The 17,001-nt window shown below is 69.9% G+C and carries 18 protein-coding genes; 12 read left to right on the forward strand and 6 right to left on the reverse strand.

The genetic code is table 11. The features are described from left to right. The first annotated feature begins 31 nt into the window (after window positions 1-31). A complete protein-coding gene (locus tag AC1DW0_RS02295) occupies window positions 32-250 on the forward strand; it encodes a hypothetical protein (RefSeq protein ID WP_056195694.1) in 219 nt (72 codons plus the stop codon). 4 nt (window positions 251-254) lie between these two features. Here AC1DW0_RS02295 and AC1DW0_RS02300 read toward each other — a convergent pair whose 3' ends face one another. Next, window positions 255-944, reverse strand: coding sequence for an N-acyl amino acid synthase FeeM domain-containing protein (locus AC1DW0_RS02300; protein ID WP_157281403.1), 690 nt, complete (start codon window positions 942-944; stop codon window positions 255-257). A gap of 460 nt (window positions 945-1,404) precedes the next feature. On the opposite strand from AC1DW0_RS02300, the gene AC1DW0_RS02305 reads away from it, so the two are divergent. From AC1DW0_RS02305 to AC1DW0_RS02320, 4 genes are read left to right on the forward strand one after another with little or no spacing between them, the layout of a single operon-like run. After that, window positions 1,405-3,465, forward strand: coding sequence for an SPFH domain-containing protein (locus AC1DW0_RS02305; protein WP_477944769.1), 2,061 nt, complete (start codon window positions 1,405-1,407; stop codon window positions 3,463-3,465). A gap of 13 nt (window positions 3,466-3,478) precedes the next feature. Next, complete coding sequence (locus AC1DW0_RS02310; RefSeq protein ID WP_477944771.1) at window positions 3,479-4,762, forward strand: sensor histidine kinase; 1,284 nt, start codon at window positions 3,479-3,481, stop codon at window positions 4,760-4,762. After that, on the forward strand, window positions 4,759-5,445 hold the full coding sequence (locus AC1DW0_RS02315; protein WP_056195706.1) for a response regulator: 687 nt from the start codon (window positions 4,759-4,761) through the stop codon (window positions 5,443-5,445). Before AC1DW0_RS02310 ends, AC1DW0_RS02315 begins: the two co-directional genes overlap by 4 nt. 8 nt (window positions 5,446-5,453) lie before the next feature. After that, window positions 5,454-6,281 (forward strand): alpha/beta fold hydrolase, encoded by an 828-nt coding sequence (locus tag AC1DW0_RS02320; RefSeq protein WP_056195708.1) that lies wholly within the window; start codon window positions 5,454-5,456, stop codon window positions 6,279-6,281. A gap of 4 nt (window positions 6,282-6,285) precedes the next feature. On the opposite strand, the gene AC1DW0_RS02325 is transcribed toward AC1DW0_RS02320, so the two are convergent. The 4 genes from AC1DW0_RS02325 to AC1DW0_RS02340 form a co-directional block, all read right to left on the reverse strand. Further along, window positions 6,286-7,065, reverse strand: a complete 780-nt coding sequence (locus AC1DW0_RS02325) for an SDR family NAD(P)-dependent oxidoreductase (protein WP_056195711.1) — start codon at window positions 7,063-7,065, stop codon at window positions 6,286-6,288. A gap of 51 nt (window positions 7,066-7,116) precedes the next feature. Then, the gene (locus AC1DW0_RS02330) at window positions 7,117-9,432 is read right to left on the reverse strand and encodes a xanthine dehydrogenase family protein molybdopterin-binding subunit (protein WP_477944774.1); all 2,316 of its coding nucleotides are present in this window, start codon (window positions 9,430-9,432) and stop codon (window positions 7,117-7,119) included. Further along, window positions 9,429-9,896, reverse strand: a complete 468-nt coding sequence (locus AC1DW0_RS02335) for a (2Fe-2S)-binding protein (RefSeq protein WP_056195716.1) — start codon at window positions 9,894-9,896, stop codon at window positions 9,429-9,431. The genes AC1DW0_RS02330 and AC1DW0_RS02335 overlap by 4 nt, the downstream gene beginning before the upstream one ends. Before the next feature lie 95 nt (window positions 9,897-9,991). Continuing rightward, window positions 9,992-10,750, reverse strand: a complete 759-nt coding sequence (locus tag AC1DW0_RS02340; protein WP_200955256.1) for a type 1 glutamine amidotransferase domain-containing protein — start codon at window positions 10,748-10,750, stop codon at window positions 9,992-9,994. A gap of 82 nt (window positions 10,751-10,832) precedes the next feature. Here AC1DW0_RS02340 and AC1DW0_RS02345 point away from each other — a divergent pair, with 82 nt between their 5' ends. The 7 genes from AC1DW0_RS02345 to AC1DW0_RS02375 all read left to right on the forward strand — a co-directional run bounded on the left by AC1DW0_RS02345 (window position 10,833) and on the right by AC1DW0_RS02375 (window position 16,265). After that, a complete protein-coding gene (locus AC1DW0_RS02345; RefSeq protein ID WP_119042024.1) occupies window positions 10,833-11,327 on the forward strand; it encodes a (2Fe-2S)-binding protein in 495 nt (164 codons plus the stop codon). A gap of 71 nt (window positions 11,328-11,398) precedes the next feature. Further along, window positions 11,399-13,549 carry a xanthine dehydrogenase family protein molybdopterin-binding subunit gene (locus AC1DW0_RS02350; RefSeq protein WP_477944776.1) on the forward strand — a complete coding sequence of 717 codons (2,151 nt, stop codon included), beginning with the start codon at window positions 11,399-11,401 and terminating at the stop codon, window positions 13,547-13,549. Beyond that, window positions 13,549-13,914, forward strand: a complete 366-nt coding sequence (gene soxX, locus AC1DW0_RS02355; RefSeq protein ID WP_457355998.1) for a sulfur oxidation c-type cytochrome SoxX — start codon at window positions 13,549-13,551, stop codon at window positions 13,912-13,914. Before AC1DW0_RS02350 ends, soxX begins: the two co-directional genes overlap by 1 nt. Further along, a complete protein-coding gene (locus AC1DW0_RS02360; protein WP_477944779.1) occupies window positions 13,911-14,321 on the forward strand; it encodes a thiosulfate oxidation carrier protein SoxY in 411 nt (136 codons plus the stop codon). The genes soxX and AC1DW0_RS02360 overlap by 4 nt, the downstream gene beginning before the upstream one ends. Continuing rightward, window positions 14,321-14,647 (forward strand): thiosulfate oxidation carrier complex protein SoxZ, encoded by a 327-nt coding sequence (locus AC1DW0_RS02365; RefSeq protein WP_457324072.1) that lies wholly within the window; start codon window positions 14,321-14,323, stop codon window positions 14,645-14,647. Before AC1DW0_RS02360 ends, AC1DW0_RS02365 begins: the two co-directional genes overlap by 1 nt. Before the next feature lie 83 nt (window positions 14,648-14,730). Further along, complete coding sequence (gene soxA, locus AC1DW0_RS02370) at window positions 14,731-15,423, forward strand: sulfur oxidation c-type cytochrome SoxA (protein WP_477944781.1); 693 nt, start codon at window positions 14,731-14,733, stop codon at window positions 15,421-15,423. Window positions 15,424-15,467: 44 nt separating this feature from the next. Then, window positions 15,468-16,265, forward strand: coding sequence for a hypothetical protein (locus AC1DW0_RS02375; protein ID WP_477944783.1), 798 nt, complete (start codon window positions 15,468-15,470; stop codon window positions 16,263-16,265). A gap of 9 nt (window positions 16,266-16,274) precedes the next feature. On the opposite strand, the gene AC1DW0_RS02380 is transcribed toward AC1DW0_RS02375, so the two are convergent. Beyond that, window positions 16,275-16,967, reverse strand: a complete 693-nt coding sequence (locus AC1DW0_RS02380) for a glutathione binding-like protein (protein ID WP_457391588.1) — start codon at window positions 16,965-16,967, stop codon at window positions 16,275-16,277. Window positions 16,968-17,001 lie beyond the last annotated feature (34 nt).

The raw sequence follows: 17,001 nt of genomic DNA on the forward strand, positions 1-17,001 counted from the left end.
GCCGGAGGCTGCTCACAGCCAAGGAACAGCCATGAACAACCCTTTGCGCCACGTGGGGCAGACGGCGCGCCCGGAGGATCCGCAGGCGCCTGCCGCTCAGCCCGGCGATGCCGCCGCCCAGTCGCTTCCGCAGCATCCGACGGAGAAATCGGACCCGGCTGATGCGCAGCTGCCGACGCCCGCCGGGAAGAAGGACATCCCCGACCTCAAGCCCGGCGAGCCGCCACCGGAATCCAGCGCGGGGTCGTAAGTCCTCAGGACAGCCGGGCCAGCATCATGGCTTCGGTGGCTTCGTCCCAGGCCAGCGGGTAGAGGCTGCGCGCCGAGGCCAGGGAGTCCGGGTGGCCGCCCCACAGCGAAATCTGCTCGCGGATGTCGGCGAAGGCAATGCTCATCAGCACGGCCGGCGCGTCAACACGCGGATTGTGGCGTTCCGCGGTGTAGGGCACGAGGCCCAGGCAACGCCGGTAGAAGCCCACGTGGCGCGGGTTGACCTCGATGACGAGGCGCGCGCAGCGGGCACGGCGGTGGGCGTGCAGATAGCCCAGATGGAAGATCTGTGCCAGCACGCGCTTGGGGTCATGGGAATGCCTGTCAACGGCCAGGCCGCCGAACTCGCAGAGCTTGTCGCCCGCGGCGCGCCATTCGTCCAACTCTTGCTTGAACAACAGATCGGCGTGAAGGCCGCCGCTGCCGTCGAAGCGCACGGACAGGGTGCCGACGATCTGATCGCCGTCGCGCGCGGTGCAGACGATGTCGCCGTCCTGGTTGCGGCTGCTGTAGCGCTCGCGTGAGATGACCAGCCCGCGGTCGCCATAGCGGCGCTCGACAAGGCCCAGGGCCTCGCCATCGAGCGCGCCGAAGTCGCTGTTCAAAGCCAGTGCGGCAGCGCCCGAGAAACTGGGCGACGACGCACTGTGCCGCGTTTGCATGGCAGGGGTCATGGACTGCATCCTTCTTTCCGCGCCGAACGCGCGAGCGGCGCAGTCTAGGAAGGGCACCCCCCAAATGGGGGGAGTCTCACAGACCGATACACCGGTCGCATTCAGGGCATGAGATTTCTCACGGGGTACCGGTTGCAAGCCGTGCCCTTTGTTAGCGCATGTTTCTCGCTGGTGCGGCGTCGTCCTACAGCGCGGCCTTCGCGCCGGGGCTAACGTTGCGTTCGTCTGCTTCTCCCTCCCTGAGCAGACCGCTGGCAGCCTCGCAGGCGTGCAAGTGATTGCCCCGGCCACTGGCCGGGGCATTTTTTTGGGTGCTACGTGTTTGGGTCCCTGTTGGCACCGGCCGCCTGACGGCCCTGCGTAGCGCTCGCCCGGTCGAACTGACCGAGGAAGGGCGCCCTTATGCGGCGCTAACGCCGCCCCGCACACAGTGGAGGCCTCTTCACCACTCGTGCTCCTCATGGACGCCCTGTTCACCCTGTTCGCCCATCCCCTGCTGACGGCCGCCGGCCTGCTTGGCATCGTGGCGCTGGTCTTCTACAAGCGCACGCTGCGCCTGTTCGGCTTCGTCATCGTGCCCGACGACTCCATCGGCACGGTGACCAAAAACTTCGTTCTGTTCGGCCGCCACCGCGAGCTGCCGCCCGGCCGCATCGTCGCCCTCTACGGTGAAGCCGGCCTGCAGGCCGACACGCTCGCCCCGGGCCTGCACCTGGGCCTGTGGCCCTGGCAGTACGAGATCGAGCTGGTCAAGTTCACCGTCATTCCCGATGACGCCGTCGGCATCGTCGAGGCCTGCGATGGCCTGCCCATGCCCGACGGCCGCGTGCTGGCCCGCCATGTCGACTGCGACCACTTCCAGGATGCCCGCACCTTCCTCGCCGCTGGCGAGCGCGGCCTGCAGATGACCGTTGTGCCCCCGGGCGCCTGGCGCATCAACACGCTGCTGTTCACCGTGCACCTGGAGCGCATGACCGTCATCGAGCCCGGCAAGATCGGCATCGTCGAGGCCCGCGACGGCAAGCCGCTGGCCGGCGGCCGCGTCATCGGCCGCACCGTGGCCTGCGACAGCTTCCAGGACGCCCGCGCCTTCATGGCCGGCGGCGGCGAGCGTGGCCCGCAGATGACCGTCATCCCGCAAGGCAAGTACCGCATCAACCCGCGCTTCTTCAAGGTCGTGCAGGTGCCCGTGACCGACGTGCCCGACAACAAGGTCGGCATCGTGACGACCCGCGAGGGCACGCCCCTGACCACCGGTGAGATCGCCGGCCCCGAAGTGCCCGGCCACAACCTGTTCCAGGAGCCGCATGCCTTCGTCAACGCCGGTGGCACCAAGGGCCTGCAGGAGCAGGTGCTGCTCGCCGGCCGCTACTTCATCAACCCGATGTTCGCCACCGTCGAGATCATCGACATGACCGAGGTGCCCATTGCCTCGGTGGGCGTCGTCGTGGCCTTTGTCGGCAAGCCCGGCGTGGACGTGACGGGCGAGGGCTTCCGCCATGCCAACATGGTCCGCCGCGGCGAGAAGGGCGTGTGGGTGGACGTGCTCGACCCCGGCAAGTACGCCATCAACACCTACACCCACAAGGTGCGGGTCGTGCCCACGGCCAATGTGGTGCTGAACTGGGCCACCGGCAAGACCGAGGCCCACCGCCTGGACGCCAACCTGTCCACCATCACCGTGCGCTCCGCCGACGGCTTCACCTTCAACCTGGATGTGAGCCAGATCATCCACATCCCGCGCAACGACGCGCCCAAGGTCATCGCCCGCTTCGGCAGCATGGAGGCGCTGGTCACGCAGGTGCTGGAGCCCACCATTGGCAACTACTTCCGCAACGCCGCGCAGAACTCGGACGTCATCGACTTCCTGAAGAAGCGCAGCGAGCGCCAGGCCGAGGCCAAGGCCGCCATCGCCGTGGCGTTGAAGGCCTATGACGTTGGTGCGGTGGAGACGCTGATCGGCGACATCGTGCCGCCGGCCGAACTGATGAAGACGCTGACCGACCGCAAGCTCGCCGAGCAGGAGAAGGTCACCTTCACGACGCAGATGGAAGCCCAGGGCGTGCGCCAGCAGCTCGAGCAGGCCACAGCCCTGGCCCGCACCCAGGCCCAGGTGGTGGATGCCGAGCGCAAGGTCGCCATCGCCGAGTTCAGCGCCCAGGCGGCGGTGAAGACGGCCGATGGCGCGGCGCGCTCGAAGAAAATCACGGCGGAAGCCGATGCCGAGGTCACGCGCGTGACCGGCCAGGCCGAGGCCGGCCGCACGCTGGCCATCGGCGAGGCCGAGGCCGAGGTCATCCGCCAGAAGATCGGCTCGATGGAATCGGGCAACTACGCCATCGTGCAGGTCGCCCAGGCCCTGGCCGGCGCCGGCGTGCAACTGGTGCCCGAGGTCGTGGTGGGTGGTGGTCAGGGCGCGGGGCAGGGCGGCACCCTGGTGGACGTGCTGCTGGCTGGCCTGGTGAAAGATCGCCTCGACAAGCCGGTGCGGCCGCAGGTCGAGGTGGTGGAGGCCTCCTAAACTCCGCCGCCTCATGATTCCTCGTCCCGTTGTCCAATTCCTGCCTTGGATCGCCGTCGGCTCGCTGATGGGCCTGGCCTGGGCGGGCTGGCGGCTGCGCCTGGCCTGGCAGGGCCTGCAGGCTGCCCAGCGCGCCGCTCAGCTCGAGCGCGCGCTGCGCGAGTTCGGCGACCTGATGCGTGACGCTGACCTTCCCGAGGTCCATGTCCACGAACTGTTGCAGGCGCTGGCCGGCAACACCGGCCTGGCCACGGCGGCACTGCTGCGGCCGTCGCCCGGCGCGCAGGACATCGTCGTCGGCGAGCCGGATGCGAATGCGCTGGCCGGCCTGCAGCTGTGCGCCGATGGCGGCCGGGCGCTGGGCCCCGGCACCGACCATCACGCCGAGGAGCCTGACCTCTATCTGCCGCTGCGCGGCCGCGATACGGCCCTGGGCGCCGTCACGCTGCGCGGGCTGGGCACCGAGGCCTTGGCCGTGGACCAGCTTGCCCACGCCCAGGCCCTGTGCGACCAGATGGGCCTGGCCCTGCAGCGCCGCCGTGTGCAGGATGAGGCCCGGCAATCGGCCGAACTGGCCGAGACCCAGTCCACCCGCAACGCCATGCTGGCCGCGATCTCGCACGACTACCGCACGCCGCTGGCCACCATCATGGGTTCGGCTTCTGCCCTGCAGACCCAGGGGGACCGGTTGACGACGGCGCAACGCAGCGAGCTGGCCAGCCGCATCGTCGACGAGACTGCCCGCCTCGTGCGCCTGACCGACAACACGCTGCAGCTCGCCCGCCTTGGCGCGCCCGGCGTGGCGCTGCGCTGCGACTGGGAGTCGGCCGAGGAGATCGTCGGCGCCGCGCTGCGCCGCGTGCGCCGCCGGCCCGACGGTGAACGCGTGAAGGCGCGAATCGAGCCGGAGCTGCCGCTGCTGTGGTGTGATGCGGCCCTGATGTCGCAGCTGCTGGACAACCTCATCGACAACGCTCTGAAGTACAGCCCGGCCGAGGCCGTCGTCGAACTCGTCGTGCGCCGCCTTGGCAGCGAAGTGATGTTTGCCGTGCGCGACCGCGGCCCCGGCATCGATCCGGCCTGGCGCGAGCGCGTCTTCGATGCCTTCCAGCGCGGCGACCTGGCCGCCTTTGCTCAGCGCCCGCCGGGCTCGGGCGTGGGCCTGGCCTTGTGCCGCGCGATTGCCGAGGCCCATGACGGGGCCTTGAGCCTGCGCTCGCGTGGTCATGGCGGTTGCAGCTTCGAGCTGCGCCTGCCGTTGCGCGACGCGCCTGAGCTGCCGGAGGCCGCGACGTGAAACTGCTGCTCGTCGAAGACGACCGTGAATTGCGCGTGACCTTGCGCGAGGCCCTGGTCGTCGAAGGCTACGAGGTGCTGACCGCCGCCAGCCTGGCCGATGCCATGGCCCAGCTCGCCCACGCCGGGCATCTCGATGCCGTGCTGCTGGATCTGGGCCTGCCCGACGGCGATGGTGAGGAACTGCTGCAGGCCCTGCGCCGAGAGCGCTCGACGCCGCTGATCGTCATTTCGGCCCGCCAGGTCGAAGGCCAGAAGATTCGCCTGCTCGATGCTGGCGCCGACGACTACCTCGTCAAGCCCTTCGGCATCGGCGAGCTGCTGGCGCGGCTGCGCGTGGCACTGCGCCATCGCGGCACCGTTGCCCAGCCGGCCATCACGATGTACCGGCGCGCCGGCCTGGAAGTCGACCTGGCCGCCCACCGCGTACGTCGCGATGGCGCCGACGTGCGCCTGACGCCCACCGAGTTCAAGCTGCTCGCCCGCCTGGTGCGCCAGGCCGGCCAGGTCGTCACCCACCGCCGCCTGCTGGCCGACGTCTGGGGCGCGGACGCGACCGAGCAGACCCACTATCTGCGCCTGTACATGGGCCAGTTGCGCGCCAAGCTCGAGGTCGAGCCGGCCGAGCCCTGCGTGCTGCTGACCGAGCCGGGCGTGGGCTATCGCATCGCCGAACCGAACTGATCCCGCTCATGCAAGTCACCCACTGGATTCCCGTTGACGGCGCCGAGCTGGCCGTCGAATACCGCCCCCACGACGATGGCCGCGCACCGCTCGTGTTCCTGCACGCCGGCGTCACCGACAGCCGGTTGTGGGACGGCGCCATGGCCGCGGCTGCCGGGCAGCGCTCAGCTCTGCGCATCGACCGCCGCGGCTTTGGTCAGACGCGCGTGGCCGCCGCTCGCCCGCATGCCTGGGTCAGCGACCTGCGCGCCGTGCTGGACGTGCTGCGGCTGGACCGCGTGGAGCTGGTGGGCTGCTCGTTGGGCGGCCGCATCGCCATCGATTTCGCGCTGGCCTCGCCCGAGCGCGTGGCCGGCCTGACGCTGGTGGCGCCTGCCGTCACCGGCGCCCCCGACCCCACGCCCGAGCTGGATGCCGCCAGCCGTGAGTTGAACGACGCCACGCAGGCCGCCCGCGCCGCGGGCCAGCTCGACGAGGTCAACCGCCTGCAGGCCCGCCTGTGGCTGGACGGCCCCGGCCAGCCCGAAGGCCGGGTCGGCGGCGCCGCGCGCGAGCTGTTCCTGGCGATGAACCGCATCGCGCTGCACGCGCCGGCCATCGGCGAGTTGCAGCCCGCGCCCGACGCCTGGCCGCGGCTGGAGCAACTGGCCATGCCCACGTGCGTGGTGTGCGGCGACCTGGACCTGCCTTACCTGGTGCAGCGCTGCCGGCAGATGGCCGCGCGCATCCCTGGCGCGCGCCACGTGGCGCTGCCGGGGATGGCCCACCTGCCGTCGCTGGAAGCGCCGGAGGCCTTCACCCGCGTGATGCAGGACGCCGGGCTGCTGGACCGCTGAGGGCTCAGCGCGGCGGCTTCACGCTGGCCAGGTGCATGCCGCTGTCCAGCATCAGCAGCTCACCGGTCACCGTGCGGGCGCCGTCCACCAGCCAGACGATGGCTTCCGCCACGTCCTCGGGGGAGCAGGCGCGCTGCAGCGGCACGCCGGCTTCATAGGCCTTCAGGCCAGCCTCGTAGCCCTGTTGCCCCACGCCCTGCACGAACCAGCGTGACGTGATGAGGCCAGGGCACACGGCGTTCACGCGCACGGCGGGTGCCAGGGACCGGGCCAGGTGCAGCGTCATCGCGTTGATGGCGCCCTTGGACGCGATGTAGGGCATGGACGAGCCCACGCCCAAAGCGCCGGCCACCGACGATACGTTGACGATGCAGCCCTGCGCGGCTTTCAGCGCGTCGACGCAAGCCCGCACCATCTGGAAGCTGCCCAGCGCATTGACGGCCAGGATGCGCTGGAAGGTGTCGGCGTCCAGCGCGTCCCAGTCGGCCGCGGCGCCGAACACCGACACGCCGGCGTTGTTCACCAGTGCGTCGATGCGGCCCCAGCGGTCCAGCGCGGCCTGCGCCAGCGCGCGGCAGTCGCCGTCCTGCGCCACGTCGCCCTGCTTCACGAACACGTCGGACCCGGCCGCACGGCAGGCCGCGGCGCAGGCTGCGGCCTCGTCCGCGCTGCGCGAGTAGTTGATCAGCAGGTCGTAACCCCTGCCGGCCAGCATCAGCGCCGTGGCGGCGCCCACACCCGTGCCGCCGCCGGTGATCAGCGCGACCTTGCCTGCCGTAGCCATGCGTCTTCTCCAGTGGAATTGCGGCGGGGCAGTCCAGGACCCGCCGCCGCCTCAGGCCTTCTTCGCCGTCAGCTGGTCCTTCAACGGCAACTGCCGGATGCGCTTGCCCGTGGCCGCGAAGATCGCGTTCATCAGCGCCGGTGCGATGGGGCCGATGGCCGGCTCGCCGACGCCGCCCAGCGGTTGGTCGTAGCTCTTGGCCGGCATGATGTGCACGGCGATGGTCTTGGGCGCGACGTTGAGCCGCGCGATCTCGTAGTCGTGGTAGTTGCTCTGCTCGACGCGGCCGTCCTTGAACGTGATCTCGCTGTACAGCGCCTGGCTCAGGCCCATGATGCAGGCGCCCTCGATCTGGGAGCGGATGCGGTCCGGGTTGATGGCTGGGCCGCAGTCCACGGCCACATCGATGCGCGGGATGCTGAGCTCGCCCTTGGCGCTGACGCGCACCTCGACGACCACGGCCATATAGGTCACGAAGCTGTAGTTGGCTGCCAGGCCCAGCCCTTGGCCGCGCGGCAGTTTGCGGCCCCAGTGCGCCTCCTTCGTCACGCGCTCGATGACGCCGCGCAGCCGCCCGGTGTCGACCGGGTAGAGCTGGGGCGACTCGCCGTGGTTCCAACCGTCACTCAGCTGCGGCGGCGGGATCTGGGCCGCCGGGCCGAGCAGCTCGAACAGGAAGTCGCGGTGGTCGCGCTTGGCCGCGTGGGCCAGCTCGGCCACGAAGGACTGGGCCGCGAACTGGTGCTGGATGTTGTTGACAGAGCGCAGCCAGCCGATGCGCGCATGCGCCGTCGCGGCCGGGTTCTCGATGCGGATGTTGGGAATCGCGTAGGGCAGGTTGATCAGGCCCAGGCCCAGCTCGAAGGGTGCCAGTTGCTTGGGGTCGGGCATGAAAATGGACAGGATGGTCGGCTCGGCCGCACGCTGCAGCCAGGCGGTGACGCGGCCCCTGGCGTCCAGCCCGGCCTCCAGGTGCTGGGCGGTGACCGTGTGCAGATAGTCGTGGTGCAGGTCGTCTTCGCGCGTCCAGGTCAGCTTGACCGGCGCGCCCTGCATCTGTTGTGAAGCCAGTGCCGCCTCGATGACGAAGTCGGGCTTGGACTTGCGGCCGAAGCCGCCGCCCAGCAGGGTCACGTTGACCGTCACCTTGTCCACGCCCAGCCCCAGCCGCGCAGCCACGCGCTCGCGCGCGGCCTGGGGCGACTGCACGCAGGCCCAGACCTCGCAGCGCCCGTCGACGATGCGCGCCGTCGCGGCCGGTGGCTCCATCGTGGCGTGGGCCAGGTGCGGTGCGTAGTAGTCGGCCGCCACGCGTTTGGCGGCCTTGCTCAGCGCGGCAGGCGCGTCGCCATCGTCGCGCACGACCTTGCCGCCCGGCTTGGCCACCGCCGCCTCCAACTCCTTGCGGAAGGCGACCGAGTCGTAGCTGGCGTGCGCGCCGTCGTCCCAGACGATCTTCAGCGCCTCGCGGCCCTTCATCGCGGCCCAGGTGTCCTTGGCGACGACGACGACCCCGCCCAGCGGTTGGAACTCCGCTGGCGCCGGCGTGCCCGCCAGCTCGAAGACCTTGACGACACCCGGCACCTTCAGCGCCGCGCTGCTGTCGACGGACTTGAGCTTGCCGCCAAACACCGGTGGCCGTGCGATGACGGCGTAGAGCATGCCCGGCAGCCGTGTGTCGATGCCGTACTGCGAGCGACCCGTGACGATGGCCTCGGCGTCCACGAGGTGGCTGTCCTGCTTGCCGATATAGCGGAAAGCCTCGGGGCTCTTGAGCTTGATCGCCTCGCGCTTGGGCACCTCCAGCTTGGCGGCGGCCTCGGCCAGGGCGCCATAGCCCAGGGATCGGCCGCTGGCCTTGTGCGCCACCACGTGGTTGCTGGCCTGCACCTCGGCCACCGGCACGCCCCATTGCAGCGCGGCGGCCTGCTCCAGCATCTGACGGGCCGCGGCACCGCAGCGGCGCATGGGCATGAACCAGTGGCGCATGCTGCGCGAGCCATCGGTGTCCTRGTTGCCGTACTTCTCTTCGTCGCCGGGCGCCTGCACGACCTTGACCTTGGCCCAGTCGGCCTCCAGCTCGTCCGCCAGCACCTTGGGCAGGCTGGTGCGCACACCCTGGCCCATCTCGGAGCGGTTGACGACGATGCTGACCGTGCCGTCGGGCGCAATGGCCACAAAGGTGCGCGGGCTGTCCTGGATGCCGTGGGGCATGGCGTCGCCGCCGTACTTCTTGGGCTCGTCGGCGCCGGCAATGCCGGGCAGGCCGACACCAAGAACAAGGCCGGTCAACGGCAAGGCACGCAGGAGGGTGCGGCGGTTGACGCCGGTGCCTCGCAGCAGACGCTGCGGAATGAATGCGTTCATGCGGCACCGCCTTCCAGGCCGGCGGCCGACTTGATGGCGCTGCGGATGCGCGTGTAGGTGCCGCAGCGGCAGAGGTTGCCGCTCATGGCCGCGTCGATGTCGGCGTCGGTGGGCTTGGGCTTTTGCTGCAGCAGGGCTGTCGCGCTCATGATTTGACCCGCCTGGCAGTAGCCGCACTGCGGCACGCCGAGCTTGACCCAGGCGTGCTGCACGGCCTGTCCGGTCTTGGTCGCGCCAACGCCTTCGATGGTCACGACGCGCTTGCCCGCCGCGGCGGACAGCGGCGTCTGGCAGGCGCGCACCGGCTGGCCATCGAGGTGCACCGTGCAGGCGCCGCACAAGGCGAGGCCGCAACCGAACTTGGTGCCCGTCATGCCGAGATGGTCGCGCAGCACCCACAGCAGCGGGGTCTCGTCGCTGGCCTCTACCGTCATCGATTGGCCATTGATCTGCAATGTCGTCATCGAAGTCTCCACGGGTCGGAAACGTGCGCGGAACCGGCGCATTCGGCTACAGCAGCCGCGAACGCTACACGTTTCCGGCCAAACGCGCTGGCGGCTCAGTGCGATTGCTCGTCCAGCATCTGCGCCAGCGCCTGCGCGAAGGCGTGGGCGTCGCCCGGCCAGCGCGCGCTGAGGTAGTGGCCGTCGCGGACCGTGAAACCGCGGCCGAGGTGCTGGGGCGTGTCGCGCAGCAGGGGTGGCGGGCCGGCGTCGAAGTCCCGCGGGCTGGCCAGCAATGACTGCACTTCGGTCTGCAGCGGTGTGGGATAGGTGCGGTAGTAGCTGCCCAGCCAGGCGGCCGTCATCAGCCAGGCCGTCATTTCCTGCTGCTTCGTCAGGCCGGTGGTTCGCCGGCCGTGCAGCACGGACTTGCCGTCGGCGCGCTTCGAGCGGGCCGCCAGCAGCACGCCGTGGCAGATGGCGGCGACCGGCTTGTCGGCCGCGAACTGCGCCGCCACCACCGCCTGCAGCCGAGGCGATTCGAGATAGACCTTCATGCCCGGCGCATGGCCACCGGGCAGCAGCAGGGCGTCGACGCTGCCGGCGTCGATGTCGTCATAGGGAACAGGTTGCCGGAACGCCTCGCTCTGCACCATCGCCGCATGCGCCTCGCGGGCCGTGGCATCGGCCCTGAGCACGGATTTCCAAGGTCCCAAGCCTTTGCCATCCAGCATGCGCGGATCAGCCTGGGCGGGGCGGCCGTCGGGCGTCGCGAAGCGGATGGTGTGGCCCCGTGCCGTCAGCAGCTTCCAAGGGATGCCTGCCTCGGAGGGGTCGTAGTCCTGGGCGGGCAGGGGGATGAGGATGCGGGCCATGTTGAGCATCCTAAAGACAGAAAGGTGCCGATGCTGCTAGGCTGCCCCGCGCCCGCCAGCGGTGGCGGAACGGGAGCGAGGCATGGCGGAATTGACGGTCAACGGCAAGCGGATGCAGTTCGAGGCGGAGGCCGACACGCCGCTGCTGTGGGTGCTGCGTGAGCAGCTCAGCCTCACGGGCACCAAGTACGGCTGTGGCGTCGCCCAGTGCGGCGCCTGCACCGTGCACATCGACGGCGCGCCGGTGCGAAGCTGCGTGATGCCGGCCTCGGCGCTGACGACGGCGCAGAAGATCACCACCATCGAGGGCCTGGCGCCCAACGCCTCGCACCCGCTGCAGAAGGCCTGGGACGCGCTGGACGTGCCGCAGTGCGGCTTCTGCCAGAGCGGCATGCTGATGGCCGCCGCGGCGCTGCTGAAGGCCAAGCCCAAGCCGACCGATGCCGACATTGACGCGGCCATGACCAACATCTGCCGCTGCGGCACCTACAACCGGGTGCGCGCCGCCATCCATCTGGCCGCGGGCCAGGTGCAGCGCAAGCAGATCCCCATCGTCATCGAAGGGGGCCAGGCATGAGCCCCGCACGGCCGCCCGAAGGGGCTCAACTCCCGCTTGGCGGGACAGCGCGCAGCGCGAAGGGTGCACCAATGAGCGCGGTTCTTTCCCGTCGAAGCTTTCTGCACACCACGAGCGCCGCCGCCGGCGGGCTGATGGTGGGCTTCCACGTGCCAGGCCTTGCCGAGGGTGAAGCCACGCCCGAGCTGAACGCCTGGGTGCAGATCCTGCCGGACGAGAGCGTCGTCATCCGCATCGCGCGCTCGGAGATGGGGCAGGGCACGCTGACCGGCCTGGCCCAGCTCGTGGCCGAGGAGCTGGAGTGCGACTGGGCCAAGGTGAAGACCGAATACCCGACGCCGGGCCAGAACCTCGCGCGCAACCGCGCCTGGGGCAGCATGAGCACGGGCGGCAGCCGTGGCGTGCGCGAGTCGCACGAGTACGTGCGCAAGGGCGGGGCGCTGGCGCGGGCGCTGTTGATCCAGGCGGCGGCCAACCAATGGCAGGTGTCGGTGGTGGAGTGCACGACCTCGGCGGGCTGGGTGGTGCATGCCGGCAAGCGCTTGAGTTACGGCCAGCTCGCCGCCGAGGCCGCCAAGCTGGCCGCGCCGGCCGACATCCAGCTCAAGCCGGCCAAGGAGTGGACGTTGGCGGGCAAGCCGATGAAGCGGCTGGATACCCGCCCCAAGCTCGACGGCTCGCAGGTCTACGGCATGGACCTGCAGCTGCCCGGCATGCTGAATGCGGCGATCAAGGACTGCCCGGTCTTCGGCGGCAAGCTCAAGAGCTTCGACGCGGCGGCCATCGAGGGCCGGCCGGGCGTGAAGAAGGTGGTGAAGGTGGGCGACTCGGCCGTGGCCGTCGTGGCCGACACCTGGTGGCGGGCCAAGACGGCGCTGGACGCGCTGCCCATCGTCTGGGACGAGGGCGCGAACGTCAACCAGAGCAGTGCCGACACGGCCGCCACGCTGAAGGCCGGCCTGGACGCCGCCGAGGCCGCGGTGGGCAGCAGCCAGGGCGATGTGAAGGCCGCGCTGACGGCTGCCGCGAAGAAGGTCGAGGCCGTCTACAGCTACCCGCACCAGAACCACGCGACGATGGAGGTCATGAACGCGACGGCCAAATGGACCCCCGAGCGTTGCGAGGTCTGGACCCCGACGCAGAACGGCGAGGCCGCGCTCGCCGCTGCGGCCGAATCGTCGGGCCTGCCGCCCTCGGCCTGCGAGGTCTACAAGCTGCATCTGGGCGGTGGCTTCGGCCGGCGCGGCGCCGTGCATGACTGGGTGCGCCAGGCCGTGGCAATTGCCAGGGAGCTGCCGGGCACGCCGGTCAAGCTGATCTGGAGCCGCGAGGAGGACATGACCCACGGCCGCTACCACCCGGTCACGCAGTGCAAGCTGATGGCAGGCCTGGACGTGGCGGGCAAGCTGACGGCCCTGCACATGCGCATCTCGGGCCAGAGCATCATCGCGGGCATCTTTCCGCAGAACATCAAGGACGGGAAGGACCCGGTCGTCTTCCAGGGGCTGAGCGCCGGTGGCGCGGAAGGGGCGCTCGGCTACGCGGTGCCGAACCTGCTCGTCGACCACGCGATGCGCAACCCGACGGTGCCGCCGGGGTTCTGGCGCGGCGTCAACCTGAACCAGAACGCGGTCTATCTGGAGTGCTTCATCGACGAGGTGGCCCACGCCGCCAAGCGCGATCCGCTGGAGCTGCGCCGCGAGCTGCTCGCCAACTCGCCCAAGCACCTGGCCGTATTGAATGCCGTGGCGGCGAAGGCCGGCTGGGGCAAGCCACGAGCGAAGGGAAGATATCTGGGCCTGGCGCAGATCATGGGCTTTGGCAGCTATGTGGCGGCCTGCGCCGAGGTGTCGGTGAGCAAGAAGGGTGAGCTCAAGATCCACCGCATCGTCGCGGCCACCGACCCGGGCCACGCCGTCAACCCGCAGCAGATCGCGGCCCAGGTCGAGGGCAGCTTCGTCTATGGCCTGTCGGCGGCGCTGTTCGGCGAGATCACCGTCAAGGATGGGCGCGTCGAGCAGCAGAACTTCGACACCTACCCGGTGCTGAAGATGGAGCACATGCCGGCCGTCGAGACCATCGTCATGCCCTCGGGCGGCTTCTGGGGCGGCGTGGGTGAGCCCACCATCGCGGTGGCGGCCCCGGCCGTGCTGAATGCGATCTTCGCGGCGACCGGCAAGCGCATCAGGGACCTGCCGCTCAGCAAGAACAAGCTCGCGTGATGCGTGCGCTGCTGGCACTCGTGCTGACCGCCAGCGCGCATGCCGGCGACGTCGAGCGTGGCCGGGCGCTGGTGGCCGACCGCACGCAGAGCCTGTGCCTGCTGTGCCATGCGCTGACGGCCTCAGGAGATGCCAACCAGGGCAATCTCGCGCCGCCGCTGGATGCAGTGGCGACGCGTTTGAATGCGCAGGGCCTGCGCGATCGCATCGCCGACATGCGCCGCTTCAACCCCGCCACCGTCATGCCGCCGTTTCGCTCCACGGAGGGGCTGCGCGATGTGGCGCCCGCCTGGGCGGGCCGGGCGGCGCTGACCGAGCAGCAGCTCGACGACATCGTGGCCTATCTCGGCACGCTCGCGAAATGAAGCGGCGCGAGTTCACGCTGGCCGCCGCGGCGCTTGCGCTGCTGCCGGAGGCTCGCGCGTCCGACGAAGTCATGCGTGCAGCCATCCGTGCCTGGGCCGGTCGCGACCCCGAGCCCGGCGTGCTGAAGATCGAGATGGCCGAGCTGGTGGAGAACGGCAATGCGGTGCCGGTGCGTGTGGCCGCCAGCGAGGCTGTCGTGGGCCTGGCGCTGTTCACGCCGCTCAACCCCGAGCCCGAGGTCGTGCATGTCGCCTTTGGCGCCAACAGCGACAGGCCCGAGTTCAGCACCCGCATGCGCCTGGCGCGCAGCCAGCGCATCGTCGCCGTGGCCAAAGCGGCCGACGGGCGCTGCTGGCAGGCGAGCGTGGATGTCATCGTGACGCTGGCCGCCTGCGTGGAGCCCTGATGGCGACGCGCGCTGTCATCACCCTGCCTGCTGCCATCAAGGCCGGTGAGCCTTTCGAGGTGCGCGTGACCGTGGCCCATGCGATGGAGACCGGCTACCGCAGCAGCGACGAAGGCGCCCGCCTGCCGCGCGACCTGGTGAGGCGCTTCGAATGCCGCCTGGACGGCGAACTGGTGTTTGCCGCCGACCTGTTTGCGGCTGTTTCGGCCAACCCCTATCTCGCCTTCTGGCTGCGGGCTGAAAGACCTGGCGAGTTGAGCTTTGTCTGGCGCGGCGACAACGGCTTCGAGCACCGTGAGACGCGATCACTGAACGTCGGCCCATGAACAGAGCCACAGAGGCACAGAGGCACAGAGGCCAGGCGCTTGCACGAGTTCTCTGTGTCTCTGTGCCTCTGTGGCTGTGTTGCTTGACAGCTCATGCCGACGAGCGCCGCTCCGGCCGCGACACCATGAGCCCGGCATTGCGAACTCTGCAGGCCGACGACGCTCAACACCCCGCCCAGCTCGGCCTGGCCTTCGGGAGAGATCTGTGGAGCCAGGGGGCCAAGTCCTGCGCCAGCTGCCACGGCGAGCCCGAGAAGCTGCGTGGTGCGGCGACCCGTTACCCGGCCTGGGATCGGGGCCTCGTCGACCTGTCTGGCCGCGTCCAGCGCTGCCGCGTGCGCCACCAGCAGCAGCCGGGCTGGGCGCCCGACGCCGAGCCGCTGCTCGCGCTGACCGCTCTCGTCGCCCAGCAGTCGCGCAGCATGCCGCTCAGCCCGCCGCGCGGCCCCGAGCTGGACGCAGCCGCCAAGCAAGGCCAGCGTCTTTACACGGCCCGCATCGGCGCGCTCAATCTGTCCTGCGCCCAATGCCACGACGAGCGTGCGGGCCTGCGCCTGGGCGGCAGCCTCATTCCCCAGGGCCATGTCGACGACTACCCCGTCTTTCGTCTGGAATGGCAGTCGCTGGGCAGCCTGCAGCGCCGCCTGCGTGGCTGCCTGAGCGGCGTGCGCGCGACAGTGTGGGACTGGGACAGCGCCGAACTGCTGGCGCTGGAGGTGTATCTGTCGCGCCGCTCGGCCGGCATGGCGATGCAGCCGCCGGGTGTGCGCCCCTAACAAGCAGGGTGACTGTTACACCGCGTCCTTCCTAGTATGGGGCCATGGCAGTCACGACAACAAGGCGCGAACCGACACTGGAGCGTCTGCGGCTGTCGGTRGGCGAAGCGCTGGTTTTCATCGACCTGGCCAGTGGCGACCTCATCACGACGGGTCTGCGCTGCAGCCTGGTGCGGCGTGGCGGTGGCCGGCTGCTCGGTCGTTCGGTCGTCACGCCGTCGGGCCTGCATGTGTGGCCGGACCTGCCCGAGCGCTGGCGCCAACCGCAGGAGGGCGTCTGTGCCGACGTGCTGGTGCGCGATGAACTGCAGCGTTTCCAGCCCCTGAACCTGCCCTGGCCGCTGCCGGTCCGACCGGTGGGCCAGATCCTCAGTGACCGGGTGCTGGGAGGCATGCGCATGATGCGGGTGGGCTTGCTCAGCGCACCGACACGCAGGCCGCCGCCGGGTGTCTGCAGCGTCTACGGTCTGCTCACCTGGCAGGGCGACGGCGAGCCGGCGGCCTGGGCCCGCGTGTGCCTGATCGATGGCGAAGGCCGTGTGCACGAAGGCGCGAGCGATGCTGAGGGCAGGCTGGCCTTGCATCTGCCGCCGCCTCGCCCGGGCGGCGTCGGAGCGACAGTGCTGCAGGTCTTCGCCGATCCGGCGCTGGGCTTGGCTTCAATGGGCTTGGGCGCGCCCGATGTGATGGCCTTCGCCGACCAGCCGGCGGTGGTCGCGCTGGCCGACGTCGAAGGGCAGGCGGCTTTTGTGCCGGGCGTCGTGGCGGCGCACGAGCCCCTCATCCTCGCCAGTCATGGCCTGCCGCCCGCGCATCGCGAGCTGCGCCTGGTGCCTGTCTGACGCCGCGCTTCAGCGCTGTTCCAGCTGGCGCTTGCCGAACAGCACCTCGCGCGCCTTGTCGTCGGTCAGCGGCTTGCGCGCACCGGCCAGCACCTCCACGCCACGCTGCACGGCCGGGCGCTTGGCGATCTCGTCGAACCAGCCTTTCAGATGCGGGTAGTCGCCCATCTCCACGCCCTGGTTCTTCCAGGAGCGCAGCCACGGGAAGACGGCGATGTCGGCAATGCTGTAGTCCGGCCCACCGAGATAGGTGGCATGGGCCAGGCGCTTGTTGATGACGCTGTACAGGCGCTTGGCCTCGTTGGTGTAGCGATCGATGGCGTAGTCGATCTTCTCGGGCGCGTAGATGCGGAAGTGATGCGCCTGGCCCAGCATGGGGCCGACGCCGCCCATCTGGAACATCAGCCACTGCAGCACCTCGTATTTGCCACGCACGTCGGCGGGCAGGAGCTTGCCCGTCTTGCCAGCCAGGTAGAGCAGGATGGCACCGCTCTCGAACAGCGAGATGGGCTGGCCGCCGGGGCCGTCGGGGTCGGTGATCGCGGGGATTTTGTTGTTGGGACTGATGGCGAGGAAGTCGGGTGCGAACTGCTCACCGGCGCCGATGTCCACGGGATGCACCCGGTAGGCGAGGCGGCACTCCTCCAGCATGATGTGCACCTTGTGGCCGTTGGGCGTGGGCCATGAATACACTTCAATCATTCGTCGCCTCCATGCGGTGTGCCTAGCAAGCAGG

It is taken from the genome of Roseateles sp. P4_D2 (assembly GCF_056401875.1).